The organism is Paraconexibacter sp. AEG42_29, from assembly GCF_040581415.1.
In the GTDB taxonomy this organism is placed as follows: Bacteria; Actinomycetota; Thermoleophilia; order Solirubrobacterales; family Solirubrobacteraceae; genus Paraconexibacter.
Map to the genome: position 1 here is coordinate 273,731 of NZ_CP114014.1, position 12,984 is coordinate 286,714.

Annotated in this window: 14 protein-coding genes; 12 read left to right on the forward strand and 2 right to left on the reverse strand. The window is 72.1% G+C overall.

Annotated features, from left to right (window positions below; translation table 11 throughout):
• Window positions 1-2: 2 nt before the first annotated feature.
• Window positions 3-719 (forward strand): hypothetical protein, encoded by a 717-nt coding sequence (locus DSM112329_RS01325; protein ID WP_354700004.1) that lies wholly within the window; start codon window positions 3-5, stop codon window positions 717-719.
• An 83-nt stretch (window positions 720-802) separates the two neighbouring features.
• On the opposite strand, the gene DSM112329_RS01330 is transcribed toward DSM112329_RS01325, so the two are convergent.
• The gene (locus DSM112329_RS01330; protein ID WP_354700005.1) at window positions 803-1,492 is read right to left on the reverse strand and encodes a hypothetical protein; all 690 of its coding nucleotides are present in this window, start codon (window positions 1,490-1,492) and stop codon (window positions 803-805) included.
• Window positions 1,493-1,547: 55 nt separating this feature from the next.
• On the opposite strand from DSM112329_RS01330, the gene DSM112329_RS01335 reads away from it, so the two are divergent.
• The 4 genes from DSM112329_RS01335 (at window position 1,548) to purB (ending at window position 4,926) form a co-directional block, all read left to right on the forward strand.
• Window positions 1,548-1,829 (forward strand): GYD domain-containing protein, encoded by a 282-nt coding sequence (locus DSM112329_RS01335; RefSeq protein WP_354700006.1) that lies wholly within the window; start codon window positions 1,548-1,550, stop codon window positions 1,827-1,829.
• Between the two features lie 19 nt (window positions 1,830-1,848).
• On the forward strand, window positions 1,849-3,129 hold the full coding sequence (gene purD / locus DSM112329_RS01340; RefSeq protein ID WP_354700007.1) for a phosphoribosylamine--glycine ligase: 1,281 nt from the start codon (window positions 1,849-1,851) through the stop codon (window positions 3,127-3,129).
• 80 nt (window positions 3,130-3,209) lie between these two features.
• Window positions 3,210-3,593: a 5-(carboxyamino)imidazole ribonucleotide mutase gene (purE, locus tag DSM112329_RS01345; protein WP_354702537.1), complete on the forward strand. Its 384-nt coding sequence runs from the start codon at window positions 3,210-3,212 to the stop codon at window positions 3,591-3,593.
• Between the two features lie 43 nt (window positions 3,594-3,636).
• On the forward strand, window positions 3,637-4,926 hold the full coding sequence (purB, locus tag DSM112329_RS01350) for an adenylosuccinate lyase (protein WP_354700008.1): 1,290 nt from the start codon (window positions 3,637-3,639) through the stop codon (window positions 4,924-4,926).
• Window positions 4,927-4,941: 15 nt separating this feature from the next.
• On the opposite strand, the gene DSM112329_RS01355 is transcribed toward purB, so the two are convergent.
• Window positions 4,942-5,124 (reverse strand): hypothetical protein, encoded by a 183-nt coding sequence (locus tag DSM112329_RS01355; protein ID WP_354700009.1) that lies wholly within the window; start codon window positions 5,122-5,124, stop codon window positions 4,942-4,944.
• Between the two features lie 173 nt (window positions 5,125-5,297).
• On the opposite strand from DSM112329_RS01355, the gene DSM112329_RS01360 reads away from it, so the two are divergent.
• From DSM112329_RS01360 to purF, 7 genes are all read left to right on the forward strand, one after another.
• Window positions 5,298-6,815: a DHA2 family efflux MFS transporter permease subunit gene (locus tag DSM112329_RS01360; protein WP_354700010.1), complete on the forward strand. Its 1,518-nt coding sequence runs from the start codon at window positions 5,298-5,300 to the stop codon at window positions 6,813-6,815.
• On the forward strand, window positions 6,815-7,294 hold the full coding sequence (locus DSM112329_RS01365; RefSeq protein WP_354700011.1) for a MarR family transcriptional regulator: 480 nt from the start codon (window positions 6,815-6,817) through the stop codon (window positions 7,292-7,294). Before DSM112329_RS01360 ends, DSM112329_RS01365 begins: the two co-directional genes overlap by 1 nt.
• 56 nt (window positions 7,295-7,350) lie before the next feature.
• Window positions 7,351-8,241, forward strand: a complete 891-nt coding sequence (locus tag DSM112329_RS01370; RefSeq protein WP_354700012.1) for a phosphoribosylaminoimidazolesuccinocarboxamide synthase — start codon at window positions 7,351-7,353, stop codon at window positions 8,239-8,241.
• The gene (purS, locus tag DSM112329_RS01375) at window positions 8,238-8,471 is read left to right on the forward strand and encodes a phosphoribosylformylglycinamidine synthase subunit PurS (RefSeq protein ID WP_354700013.1); all 234 of its coding nucleotides are present in this window, start codon (window positions 8,238-8,240) and stop codon (window positions 8,469-8,471) included. Before DSM112329_RS01370 ends, purS begins: the two co-directional genes overlap by 4 nt.
• Window positions 8,468-9,142, forward strand: a complete 675-nt coding sequence (gene purQ, locus DSM112329_RS01380) for a phosphoribosylformylglycinamidine synthase subunit PurQ (RefSeq protein ID WP_354700014.1) — start codon at window positions 8,468-8,470, stop codon at window positions 9,140-9,142. The genes purS and purQ overlap by 4 nt, the downstream gene beginning before the upstream one ends.
• Window positions 9,135-11,333 carry a phosphoribosylformylglycinamidine synthase subunit PurL gene (purL, locus tag DSM112329_RS01385; protein ID WP_354700015.1) on the forward strand — a complete coding sequence of 733 codons (2,199 nt, stop codon included), beginning with the start codon at window positions 9,135-9,137 and terminating at the stop codon, window positions 11,331-11,333. Before purQ ends, purL begins: the two co-directional genes overlap by 8 nt.
• 116 nt (window positions 11,334-11,449) lie before the next feature.
• Window positions 11,450-12,922: an amidophosphoribosyltransferase gene (gene purF / locus DSM112329_RS01390; RefSeq protein ID WP_354700016.1), complete on the forward strand. Its 1,473-nt coding sequence runs from the start codon at window positions 11,450-11,452 to the stop codon at window positions 12,920-12,922.
• Window positions 12,923-12,984: the final 62 nt, after the last annotated feature.

Here is a 12,984-nt window from a genome sequence, read left to right on the forward strand (position 1 = left end):
CCGTGCCCCGCCTGAACCGCCGTCCGTCGCCCTCCATGGTCGTCGCGCTGCTCGCCCTGTTCGTCGCCCTGGGCGGCAGCTCGTACGCCGCCGCCCAGCTTGCGAAGAACAGCGTCGGCTCCGCCACCATCAAGAACGGCCAGGTGAAGAGCGTCGACCTCGCCTCCTCCTCGGTCACGTCGGCAAAGGTCAAGGATCGCTCGCTGCTCGCGAAGGACTTCAAGGCCGGGCAGCTGCCCGCCGGCAAGGCCGGGGCCGCCGGTGCCCCGGGGGCTCCGGGGCCGAAGGGCGACCAGGGCGCGCCTGGCGCTCCCGGCGCGAACGGCGCCGCGGGCGAGCGCGGCCCGAGCAACGCCTCGGCGCTGAAGAAGGCCACGCACAACGTCGGCGTCGTCCCGGCCAGCCAGACCGTCGGCTCGATCAGCCTGCCGGCCGGCTCGTACACCTTCGCCGCCAAGCTCGTGCTCGAGAACACGGGCGGCGCCTCGGTGCCGGCCTGCATGGTGTCCAGCGTCGTGAACAACGTGCTCGTCCCGTTCGACCAGACCGTGCTGCCGGTCGCGGCGAACGCGATCAGCCAGTTCACGATGGGCGGTGCCTTCACGCTGACCGACACGACGACGGTGTCCCTGCGCTGCGCGAAGTCCGCCGGCGCGGACACCTACACGGTCACGAACGCAAGCCTCGTCGCGACGCAGGTCGGCGCCCTCGTGGGGTAGGCGCCGCGCGCACGACGCGGGACAGTCACGGCACGGGCCTCACCAACGGGTGGGGCCCGTCGTCGTGCGCCGCCGCCGGACGATCAGGTCGGGCGGACGTTGACCACGACCGTGAAGAACAGGAACGGGCTCTTGCTCGTCCCGCGGCGATACGTCTTCGACGAGTCGAACTGCAGCTTCCATGCGCCGCGCCGGGGGGCGAACGGGAACAGCTTCCGCTTCGCGGTCCGGGCGATCGTGCCGCACCTTCCCTTCGCCGTCCCCAGGCGGACGGTCTGCTGGACCCTGCCGTTGTCCGGGCGGACGTAGTGCACGTAGACCGGCGTCGGGGGCTTCGCGGCGTCCGACAGGCCGAAGCCGAAGAACGAGAACCGCACCCGGAGCGACCGCGGGTCGCCCGAGGCCGGCGCGAAGTCCGCGAGCAGCCGGGACACGGTGAACGTCGTCTTCGCCGTGTTCGCGCCCTCCTGCAGGCCGAGGAGGAACGTCTGCTGCCGGTCCCGGGGCCGCAGGCGCGGCGACGCGAACGAGCCGCTGACGTTGCCGGCGGCGTCCGTCGAGCCCGTGCCGCCCGGGAGCGGCTGCCCGTCGAGCGTCACCTGGTACTGCGCGTTCGGCGTGAATCCGCTGCCGCTCAGACGGACGGTGTCCTTCCGCGTGCCCGCGTCCGCGTAGCACCCGCGGTCGACCGCGATCGAGGCTGCCGCGGCGACCGATGGAGCCGCGGCGAACAGGAGCAGCAGCGGCAGGAAGACGATCAGGCGGGACCTCATGGGCCAACGATGGTAGAACGCGGGGGTACACGCGGTCGACCCCACTGGAGAATCCATGCCCACGTACATCATGCTTTCGACCCTCACCCCCGAGGGCGTGCAGACGATCAAGAACAACCCGGCGCGCATTCGCGAGGTCAACAGCGAGATCGAGCAGCTCGGCGCCACGGTCAAGGCGCAGTGGGCGACGCTCGGCCGCTTCGACTTCATCAACGTCGTCGAGGCGCCGGACGAGGCGACGATGGCCCGCGTCTCCCTCGAGCTCGGCTCGCGCGGGACGGTGCGCTACGAGACGCTGTCGGCGATTCCCGTCGACGAGTTCATCGCCTCGCTCTGAGCGGGGGCAGCCGAACATCGTGAAGGTTCTCGTCGTCGGCGGCGGCGGGCGCGAGCACGCCATCGTGCGCGCGCTCGCCCGCTCCCCGCAGTCCCCCGAGCTGCTCTGCGCACCGGGCAACCCGGGGATCGCCGCCGAGGCGGAGCTGCTCCCGATCGCCGTCACCGACGTCGACGCCCTGGTGGCGGCGGCGCGCGGCGCGGCGGTCGACCTCGTGGTCGTAGGCCCCGAGGCGCCGCTCGTGGCCGGCCTCGTCGACGCGCTGCAGGCGGAGGGCATCGCCGCCTTCGGGCCGTCCGCGGCCGCCGCGCAGCTGGAGGCGTCGAAGGAGCACGCCAAGGAGGTGATGGGCGCCGCCGGTGTCCCGACCGGCGGCTGGTCGTCGGTCGACTCCGTCGACGCGGGGATGGCCGCGATCGCCTCGTACCCCGCGGTCCTGAAATACGACGGGCTGGCGGCGGGCAAGGGCGTCGTCATCGCCGAGGACGAGGCGACGGCACGGGCCACGCTCGAGGACTTCCTCGTCGGCCAGAAGTTCGGCACGGCCCGCGTGGTGATCGAGGAGTTCCTCGACGGCGAGGAGCTCTCGCTGCTCGCGCTCTGCGACGGGGTCCGCGCGATCCCGCTCGCCCCCGCGCAGGACTACAAGCGGATCTTCGACGGGGACGCGGGACCGAACACCGGCGGGATGGGCTCGTACTCGCCGGTCGTCGGGATCGACAACGCCGAGGCCACGCGGATCGCCGCGCTCGTCCACCAGCCGATCGTCGACGAGCTCGCCCGCCGCGGGACGCCGTTCCACGGCGTCCTCTACGCCGGCCTGATGCTGACCGCGGACGGCCCGAAGGTCATCGAGTACAACGCGCGCTTCGGCGACCCCGAGACGCAGGCCGTCCTGCCCCGGCTGCAGTCCGACCTGCTGGACCTGATGCTGCGCGCGTCCCGGCCCGGCGGGCTCGAGGGCGCCGAGCTCGAGTGGACGGACGCCTGGGCGGTCACGCTCGTCCTGGCCGGCGCGGGCTACCCCGAGCGCTCGGCGTCGGGTGACGTCATCGGCGGCCTCGACGCGGCGGCCCTGGCCGCGGTCCAGGTCACCCACGCGGGCACGGCGCTGGCGCCGTCCGGTGAGGTCGTCACCGCCGGTGGCCGGGTCCTGAACGTCACCGCCCTGGGGGACGGGCCGGCGGCCGCTCGCTCCGCCGCCTACTCTGCCGCGGAGCACATCACCTTCGACGGGCGCCAGCTGCGGACGGACATCGCCCAGCGGGCCGTCGACCGATACGAGGAACCCACCGCATGAGCGAACAGCAGTTGTCCGACCAGACCGAGGCCGCGCTGGCCGACGCGCCCGCAGCCGGGGGTCCGCTCGTCGGGATCATCATGGGCTCGGCGTCCGACATGCCGCTGATGGAGAAGGCGGGGACGGTGCTCCGAGAGGCCGAGGTCGAGTTCGAGATCGAGGTCATGTCCGCCCACCGCGACCCGGTCCGCGTCGCCGAGTACTGCACGGCCGCGCGCTCGCGCGGGCTGAAGGTCATCATCGCCGGCGCCGGGCTGGCCGCGGCGCTGCCCGGTGTCGCCGCTGCCCACACCGACCTGCCGGTGATCGGCGTGCCGCTGTCCTCGTCCCTCTCCGCCCTCGGCGGCCTGGACGCGGTCCTCGCGATCGTCCAGATGCCCCCGGGCGTCCCGGTGGCGACGGTCGGCTTGGACAACCCGAAGAACGCGGCGCACCTCGCCGTCCGCATCCTCGGCATCACCTGAGCCTGACGGCTTTCGCGGCCGGGCTCGTCATAGAGTCCCGGCCGTGATCACGCGCTACACCCGCCCCGAGCTCGGGGACCTCTGGACCGACCACGCCAAGCTCGAGGCCTGGCGCCGGGTCGAGGTCGCCGCGTGCGAGGAGATGGAGGGCCCGGACGCCGGCGACCTCGAGAAGATCCGCTCCGCGACGTTCACCGTGCAGGCCGTCCTCGAGCGCGAGCAGGTCACCGACCACGACGTCGCCGCCTTCGTCGACGTCCTCAGCGCGTCCGCCGGTGAGCAGGCCGGCCGCTGGATCCACTTCGGCCTCACGTCCTCCGACGTCCTCGACACCGCGCTGGCGCTGCAGCTGCAGGCGGCCGGCAAGGTCATTGTCCCGCAGGCCTGGGACTTCGCGATCGCGCTCGCCACGCAGGCGCGCGACCACGTCGACACGCTGTGCGTCGGCCGCACCCACGGCGTCCACGCCGAGCCGACGACGTTCGGCATCAAGCTCGCGGGCTACGCGATGGAGGCCGCGCGCAACGCCGAGCGCCTCGAGCGCGCCTTCGCCCAGGTCGCGACCGGCGCCCTGAGCGGCGCGGTCGGCACGTACGCCGCGACCTCACCGGAGTTCGAGCGCAAGGTCCTCGCGCGGCTGGACCTGCAGGGGGAGCCGGTGTCCACGCAGGTCGTCCCGCGCGACCGCCACGCCGAGCTGCTGCAGGCGATCGCGCTCGCCGGCGCGGGCCTGGAGCGCTTCGCCACCGAGATCCGCCACCTGCAGCGCACCGAGGTGCGCGAGGTCGAGGAGCCGTTCCGCTCCGGCCAGCAGAAGGGCTCGAGCGCGATGCCGCACAAGCGCAACCCGATCAACACCGAGCGCATCACCGGGCTGGCCCGTGTCCTGCGCGGCTACGCCCAGACCGGCCTCGAGAACGTCGCCCTCTGGCACGAGCGCGACATCTCGCATTCCGGCGCCGAGCGCGTGGTCCTGCCCGACGCGACGATCCTGCTGCACTACGCGACCCACGTCGCGCTGCGGATCGCGAAGGGGATGGTCGTCCACCCCGAGCGGATGGCCGAGAACCTCGAGCTCACGCACGGCGCGCTCTTCTCCCAGCGGCTGCTGCTGGCGCTGGTGCGGTCGGGCCTGTCCCGTGATGAGGCCTACCGGATCGCGCAGGAGCTGGCGCAGCGGGCGTGGGACGAGCGGATCGCGCTACGGACGCTGGTGGAAGCCGACGACCGCTGCGGCGCCCTCGACGTGGACGACGTCTTCGACGCCTCGCACTACGCGCGGCACGCCGCGGAGATCGTGGGCCGGCTGGACGACGTCATCCCGGCCGCCTGAAAGCGGCCCCGGGGGTCAAGCCCGCGCGCGGGCCTTCTTCATGACGGACTTCGGGACCACGTCGATCATCACGTAGGTCCGCGTGTCCTTGCGCTTCGCGTAGCCCATCGTCTCGAGGCGCTTCAGCGTCACGGGGCACTTCTTGCACCGCGGCTTGTCCTTGCAGCACTTCTTCTTCGCGGTGAGGGTGGCGGGCATGGGCGCAGGATCCGGGTAAGTCCGACCGTGGCGGTCGGAAAGGTTCGGGCAGCCTAACACCCCGGCCGCGAAAGCGTTTCACCGGGCGCGTATGAGCGCCTCCTCATATTGCTTGACACCAAAAGATTCACCACCTAATCTTTTGGTACTACAGCTTTTGGAGAACCACCCTGATGCCCGCCACACCTGCCGCACCCACACCCCAGAACACCGGCCGCTCCGGCCTTGATCCCGCCGTCCTGCGCATCGCGATCGTCATCGTCCTCGGCGCGATCATGTCGGTGCTCGACACGACGATCGTCAACGTCGCGCTCGACGACCTGGGCCGCGAGCTCGACAGCCCGCTGAACGACATCCAGTGGGTCGTCACCGGCTACCTGCTCGCGCTCGCCGCCGTCATCCCCGTCACCGGCTGGGCCGCGCGCCGCTACGGGGCCCGCCGGCTCTACCTCGCCTCGCTCGTCGTGTTCACGCTCGGCAGCGCCCTCTGCGCGCTGGCCTGGGACACGCCGTCGCTCGTCGCCTTCCGCGTCATCCAGGGCATCGGCGGCGGCATGACGCTGCCGATCGGCCAGATGATCCTGGCCCGCGCCGCCGGCCCGCAGCACATGGGCCGCGTCATGAGCCTGATCGGCGTCCCCGTCGTCCTGGCCCCGGTCCTCGGCCCGGCGTTCGGCGGCCTGCTGCTGCAGCACTTCGGCTGGGAGTGGATCTTCCTCATCAACGTCCCCGTCGGCGTCCTCGCCGTCGCACTCGGCCTGCGGCTGCTGCCGGCCGACAACCCGGCCGACGTGGACCCCACCGCCCGCCTGGACACGGTCGGCCTCGCGCTGCTGGCCCCCGGCCTGTCGATCCTCACCTACGGCCTGGCCGAGGCCGGCTCGGCGCCGAGCCTGGGCAGCGCCAGCGTCGTCGTCCCGGTCCTGCTGGGCCTGGCGCTCACCACGGCGTTCGTCCTGCGGGCCCTGCGCGTGAAGAACCCGCTGCTCGACGTGAAGCTGTTCGCCAACAAGGGCTTCGCCGCCGCGTCGGCGACGACGTTCGCCCTCGGTGCCGCGCTGTTCGGCGCGATGATCCTGATGCCGCTCTACTTCCAGAACGTGCGCGGGGAGGACGCGGTCCACACCGGGCTGCTGCTCGCGCCCCAGGGCATCGGCGCCGGCATCGCGATGTTCGTCTCGGGCCGGCTGACCGATCGCATCGGCGGCGGCAAGGTCGCGGTCATGGGCGTCCTCATCACGACGGTCGCCACGGTGCCATTCGTGATGATCGGCGCGTCGACCTCGTACCTCGTCATCAGCGCAGCGCTCGTCGTGCGCGGCTTCGGCATCGGCATGGCGTTCATGCCCGCGATGACCGCGGCCTTCGCGGTCCTCCGGCCCGACCAGCTGAGCGACGCGACGCCGCAGCTGAACGTCGTGCAGCGCGTCGGCGGCTCGATCGGCACCGCCGTCCTGACCGTGGTCCTGCAGCAGAACCTCGACGGGACGAGCACCGCCGCCGGTCGCGCCGACGCGTTCGGGGTGACGTACTGGTGGGTCCTGGCGATTACGCTGGTGTCCGTGATCCCCGCACTCGTCCTGGTCGTCGTCGAGCGGCGCGCGCGTCAGGCGGCGGCGCTCGCCGGCCTCGAGGCCGAGGTCCGGGCGTCCCCGCGGGAGGAGCTCGAGCTCGTGGAGGTCGCCGCCTGATGTCTGAGCTCGCGGATCGGGACGCCGTCCCGCCGGCCGAGGCCGCGCCCACGGGACTCGAGGGCCTCGGCGCCGCGTTCCGGGAGCTGCTGGCCGCCGAGCGGCGGCTGCGCGGCCGGGACAGCCAGCGCGACGCCGGCGTCCTGTCCATGGCGCACTTCCGTGCCCTCGGCGTCCTGGCCGAGCAGGGCGCACTGCCGGCGGGCCGCATCGCGACCGCCGCGCAGCTCACCCCGGCGAGCGTGACGCAGATGCTCGACCACCTCGAGCACGAGGGCCTCGTGGTCCGTGAGCGCTCGAGCTCGGACCGCCGCGTCGTGGTCGTGACGCTGACGCCCGACGGCGAGGCGCGCTTCGCCGCCAAACGCCAGCACTTCCGCACCAAGTGGGAGGCGATCTTCGGGGACCTCACCCCGGCCGAGCAGGCCGCAGGAACTGAGGTCCTCCGCCGCCTTGCCGGGATGCTGGACGACAACTGACGGCGCGTGCGGGACGGGCCGTGGCGTTCGCGGCGCGGCCGGTAGCATCCGGCGACGTGAGCAACGACGCCCCGGACCTGCCCCTGATCGCCCGCGGGAAGGTCCGCGAGCTGTACGACCTCGGCGACGCGCTGCTGATGGTCGCGTCCGACCGCATCTCCACCTACGACGCCGTCCACCCGACGCCGATCCCGGGCAAGGGCGCGGTCCTCACCGGCCTCAGCGCGTTCTGGTTCGAGCTGACGGCGGACCTCGTCCCGAACCACGTGATCTCGTACACCGAGCGCGTGCCGGAGAACCTGCGCGGCCGCGCGGTCGTCATCCGCAAGCTCGAGATGCTGCCCGTCGAGTGCATCGTCCGCGGCTACATCACCGGCTCGGGCTGGAAGGACTACCAGGCCACCGGCGTCGTCTCCGGCGTCCAGCTCCCGGACGGCCTGCAGGAGTCCGAGCAGCTCGCCGAGCCGATCTTCACGCCGTCGACGAAGGCGACCGAGGGCCACGACGAGGCGATCGACTTCGACGCCGCCGCGGCCGCCGTCGGCGACCGCGACCTGACCGAGCGCCTGCGCGACGCATCGATCCTGCTCTACACGACGGCCGCCGCGAAGGCCCGTGAGCGCGGGGTGATCCTGGCCGACACCAAGTTCGAGTTCGGCCTCGACGGGGACGGCCAGCTGATCGTCGGCGACGAGGTCCTGACGCCCGACTCCTCCCGCTACTGGCCCGTCGAGGGCTACGCCGTCGGCCAGGGGCAGCCGTCCTTCGACAAGCAGTACGTGCGCGACTGGGCGGCGGGCAGCGGCTGGGACAAGCTCCCGCCCGCGCCGGCGCTGCCCGACGACATCGTCGACGGCACCCGCGCGCGCTACATCGAGGCCTACGAGACCATCACCGGCCAGCCCTTCTCGGCCTGGCTCGAGCGAACCGGAGCACCCACGGCATGAGCACCAAGGCACGCGTCCTGATCCGCCCGAAGGCGGGCATCCTGGACCCGCAGGGCATCGCGGTGGAGCAGGCGCTGCCGGCGCTCGGCTTCGCGGGCGTCACCAACGTCCGCGTCGGCCGCCTGGTCGAGCTCGAGGTCGAGGACCCCGAGCAGCTCGACGCCATGTGCCAGAAGCTCCTCGCCAACCCGCTGATCGAGGACTACGAAGTCCTCGAGGTCGGCGCGTGAAGTTCGGTGTGGTGCAGTTCCCGGGCTCCTGCGACGAGCGCGACGCGATCGCCGCGTGCGAGACGGTCGACGGGGCGGAGGCGGTCCTCCTCTGGCACCGCGACGCCGACCTGCACGACGTCGACGCGATCGTCATCCCCGGCGGCTTCTCCTTCGGCGACTACCTGCGCTGCGGCGCGATCGCCCAGTTCAGCCCGGTCATGGCGTCGGTCATCACCTTCGCCAACAGCGGCGGGCCCGTCGTCGGCATCTGCAACGGCTTCCAGGTCCTCTGCGAGACCGGCCTGCTGCCCGGCACGCTGCTGCCCAACGAGAAGCGCCGCTTCCTCTGCCGCCAGCTCGACATCGAGGTCGCCGACACGAACACCCCGTTCACGCGCAACCTGACCCAGGGCGACGTCCTGTCGATCCCGTCCAAGCACCAGGGTGGCCGCTACTACGCCCCCGAGCCGCTGCTCGAGCAGCTGGAGGCGGACGGGCAGGTCGTCTTCCGCTACGCGAACGACTGCAACCCGAACGGCTCGCTCAGCGACATCGCCGGGGTCTGCAACGTCGCCCGCAACGTCGTCGGCCTGATGCCGCACCCGGAGCACGCCGTCGATCCCCGCACCGGGTCCGACGATGCGCTCGCCCTCTTCGCCTCGCTGGCCGGGGGCCGCGCGTATGTCTGATCCGACGCTGCCGACGGTCGAGGACGCGGTCAAGCTCGGGCTCACGCGCGACGAGTACGCGCTGGTCTGCGAGAAGCTCGGCCGCGAGCCGGTGCAGGTCGAGCTCGCGATGTTCTCGCTGATGTGGAGCGAGCACTGCGCCTACAAGCACTCCAAGAAGCTGCTGAAGACGCTGCCGACCGAGGGCAAGGCCGTCGTCATGGGCCCGGGGGAGAACGCCGGCGCGGTCGACGCCGGCAACGACCTCATCTGCGTCTTCAAGGTCGAGTCCCACAACCATCCGTCCGCCGTCGAGCCGTTCCAGGGCGCGGCCACCGGCGTCGGCGGCATCCTGCGCGACATCTTCGCGCTCGGCGCCCGGCCGATCGCGATCCTCGACTCGCTGCGCTTCGGCGAGCCGACGTCCGACCGCTCGCGCTACCTGCTCGACCGCGCGGTCGCCGGCATCGGCCACTACGGCAACTCGATGGGCGTCCCGACGATCGGCGGCGAGGTCTACTTCGAGCCCGCCTACGAGACCAACTGCCTCGTCAACGCGATGGCCATGGGCCTCGTGACGAAGGAGACGCTGATCCGCAGCGCCGCCACCGGCCTGGGCAACGTCATCGTGCTGTTCGGCGCGTCGACCGGCCGCGACGGCATCGGCGGCGCGTCCGTGCTGGCGTCCGCCGAGCTCGGCGAGGACGACGCGGACAAGCGCCCGACCGTCCAGGTCGGCGACCCGTTCGAGGAGGCCAAGCTCGTCGAGTGCTCGCTCGAGCTGCTGGAGCTGGGGCTGCTGGTGTCATTGCAGGACCTCGGTGCCGCGGGCCTCACGTCGTCCGCCTCCGAGATGGCGTCCAAGGGCGAGGTCGGCATCGACATCGACATCGCCAAGGTCCCGCTGCGCGAGGCCGACATGGAGCCGTTCGAGATCATGGTCTCCGAGTCGCAGGAGCGCATGCTCTGCGTCTGCACGCCGGAGAACGTCGACGCGGTGATCGCCGTGACCGACAAGTGGGAGGTCCACGGGACCGCCATCGGCACCGTGACCGACACCCGCGCGATGCGGATCTTCCGCGGCGAGGACCTCGTCGGCGAGATGCCGGTCGACGCGCTCGTCGACGACTGCCCGCTGTACGACCTGCACCCCGAGAAGCCGTCCGAGCCGCTGTACGCAGCCCCGGAGGCGACGCTCGACGCCGACGCCTCGCTGACCGACACGCTGCTGGCGCTCGTCGGCTCGCCGAACATCGCGTCCCGGCTGCCGCTGTTCCAGCAGTACGACTGGATCGTCCAATCGCGGACCGTCCGCCGCCCCGGGGACTGCGACGCCGCGGTCCTCGCGCTTCCCGCCGGCAACGGCCTGGCCGCGTCGATCGACTGCAACGGCCGCCGCGTGGCCGCCGACCCGTACACCGGGACGGTCGAGGCGGCGCTGGAGTGCGCGTCGAACCTCGCGTGCGCCGGCGCGCTCCCGCTGGGGACGACGAACAACCTGAACTTCGGCAACCCGGAGAAGCCCGAGATCGCCTGGCAGCTGACCGAGGCCGTCCGCGGCCTGGGCGACGCGTGCCGCGCCCTGGAGGCGCCGATCGTCGGCGGCAACGTGTCCCTGTACAACCAGGGTGCCGACGGCCCCATCTACCCGACGCCGGTCGTCGGCATGGTCGGCGAGCTGCCGGACGTGGACGCCGCCGGGCTGCTGGGCTTCCAGGAGGAGGGCGACGCGGTCGCGCTCGTCGGCTGGAAGGCCGCGCCGTCGCTGGCCGCGTCCGAGCTGGCGAAGCTGCGCGGCGAGGCGCTGCCGGACGGGCTGCCGGCGGTCGACATCGACCACGTGATGGCGACGCAGGCGGTGATCCGGGACGCGGTGCGCTCCGGTGCGCTGGCGTCCGCGCACGACATCGCCGAGGGCGGGTTCGCGGTCGCGGTGACTGAGGCCTGCCTCGCCGGCGGGCTGGGGGCGACGCTGAAGCTGGGCGACACCGACGACCCGTTCACGCGGCTGTTCGGCGAGGCGCCGGGTGGCTTCGTGGTGTCCGGTCCGGCGGACGCGCTCCAGGCCCTGGCGACGGACGGCGTGCCGGTGCACGTCCTGGGCGAGGTCGGCGGCGAGGTCCTGACGCTCGCGGTCGGCGACGACCTGGTGACGGTCCCGCTCGAGCAGCTGACGGCGGCCCACGCGGCGCTGGCCCCGCTCTTCCCGTAGCGTTCGCGCCATCCCGGAAACGCCTCTATGCAGGGGGTTTCCGAGGCGTCCAGAGGGCGTCCGATGCACTGGTAGCCTGTGAAGCGTCGTCACACCCGTGACGGCACCTCTGCGCTATGAGCCTCGATCCTCACGATCTGGACCCGCGCGATGGCCCCCGCGACGAATGCGGTGTGTTCGGGATCTACGGACCCGACCACGAGGTCTCGCGCCTGACCTACTTCGCGCTCTACGCGCTGCAGCACCGCGGGCAGGAGTCCGCCGGCATCGCTGCGGCGGACGACGGTGGCTACATCGTCACCCAGCGCGCGCTCGGCCTGGTCAACCAGGTCTTCAAGGAGCACGACCTGCGCGCCCTCGGCGGGGACCTGGCCGTCGGGCACGTCCGCTACTCGACCACCGGCTCGAACGAGTGGGAGAACTCGCAGCCGGTGCACCGGTCGGCGGGCAGCGGTGGCAACCGCCGCGAGCTCGCGCTGGCGCACAACGGCAACCTGATCAACGCGGTCGAGCTGCACTCGGAGCTGCGGCAGGCCGGTGTGTCTTTCAACTCGACGTCCGACTCGGAGATCATCGCGGCCGCGCTCGCGTCCCATCCCGGCGACTCGATCGAGGCCGCCGTCGAGCACGTGATGCCGCGGCTGAAGGGCGCGTTCTCGACGGTCGTCATGACGAACGACCGCGTCGTGGCCTTCCGCGACCCGAACGGCATCCGGCCGCTCGTCCTCGGCAAGCTCGGCGACCGGTACTGCGTCGCCTCCGAGTCGTGCGCGTTCGACATCATCGGCGCCACCCTGATCGGCGAGGTCGAGCCCGGCGAGATGGTCTCGATCTCCGCGGCCGGCCTGCAGCGCAAGATCATCGTCGCCTCACCGCGGCGCTCGTTCTGCGTCTTCGAGTACATCTACTTCGCGCGCCCCGACTCGCGCATGAACGGCGACGTGCTGCAGGCCGCCCGCGGCCGCATGGGGGAGATCCTGTTCCGCGAGGCGCCCGCCCCCGGCGCGGACCTCGTGATTGCCGTCCCGGACTCCGGCAACCCCGCTGCCCGCGGCTACGCGCGCGCCGCCGGCCTGCCGCAGGACGACGGCCTCATCAAGAACCGCTACGTCGGGCGCACCTTCATCCAGCCCGGGCAGGAGCTGCGCCGGCACGGCCTGCGGCTGAAGTTCAACCCGTTGCCCGAGATCGTCGGCGGCAAGTCGCTGGTCGTGGTGGACGACTCGATCGTCCGCGGCAACACGACGCGCCAGATCGTGCAGATGCTGCGCGACGCCGGCGCCCGCGAGGTCCACATGCGGATCTCCGCGCCGCCGCTGCGCAACCCCTGCCACTACGGGGTGGACATGTCCACGCGCGAGGAGATGATCGCCCACAACCGCACCCCCGAGGAGATCGCGACGATCCTCGGGACCGACTCGCTGGCGTACATCTCGATGGAGGGCGTGTACGAAGCGGTCCGGGGCGACAAGGCCAAGCACTGCGACGCCTGCTTCACCGGGAACTACCCGCTGGCCGGGACCGACTCGGCGAACGGCAAGTTCGCGCTCGAGGACGGTGTGGTCCCGCTGCCCCTCGTGAAGGCCTGACGCGCCCCGCGCGCGTTTCGTCGCGGGTCCGTCCCCGCTCTGCAACGCCGGGCCCGTGACCG

What these genes read in the sequence shown, in the direction of transcription:
- DSM112329_RS01330 (WP_354700005.1), bottom strand. Translation starts at nt 1,492, where the DNA reads ATGAGGTCCCGCCTGATCGTCTTCCTGCCGCTGCTGCTCCTGTTCGCC.
- DSM112329_RS01335 (WP_354700006.1), top strand. Translation starts at nt 1,548, where the DNA reads ATGCCCACGTACATCATGCTTTCGACCCTCACCCCCGAGGGCGTGCAG.
- purE (WP_354702537.1), top strand. Translation starts at nt 3,210, where the DNA reads ATGGGCTCGGCGTCCGACATGCCGCTGATGGAGAAGGCGGGGACGGTG.
- DSM112329_RS01355 (WP_354700009.1), bottom strand. Translation starts at nt 5,124, where the DNA reads ATGCCCGCCACCCTCACCGCGAAGAAGAAGTGCTGCAAGGACAAGCCG.
- DSM112329_RS01360 (WP_354700010.1), top strand. Translation starts at nt 5,298, where the DNA reads ATGCCCGCCACACCTGCCGCACCCACACCCCAGAACACCGGCCGCTCC.
- DSM112329_RS01365 (WP_354700011.1), top strand. Translation starts at nt 6,815, where the DNA reads ATGTCTGAGCTCGCGGATCGGGACGCCGTCCCGCCGGCCGAGGCCGCG.
- purS (WP_354700013.1), top strand. Translation starts at nt 8,238, where the DNA reads ATGAGCACCAAGGCACGCGTCCTGATCCGCCCGAAGGCGGGCATCCTG.
- purL (WP_354700015.1), top strand. Translation starts at nt 9,135, where the DNA reads ATGTCTGATCCGACGCTGCCGACGGTCGAGGACGCGGTCAAGCTCGGG.
- purF (WP_354700016.1), top strand. Translation starts at nt 11,450, where the DNA reads ATGAGCCTCGATCCTCACGATCTGGACCCGCGCGATGGCCCCCGCGAC.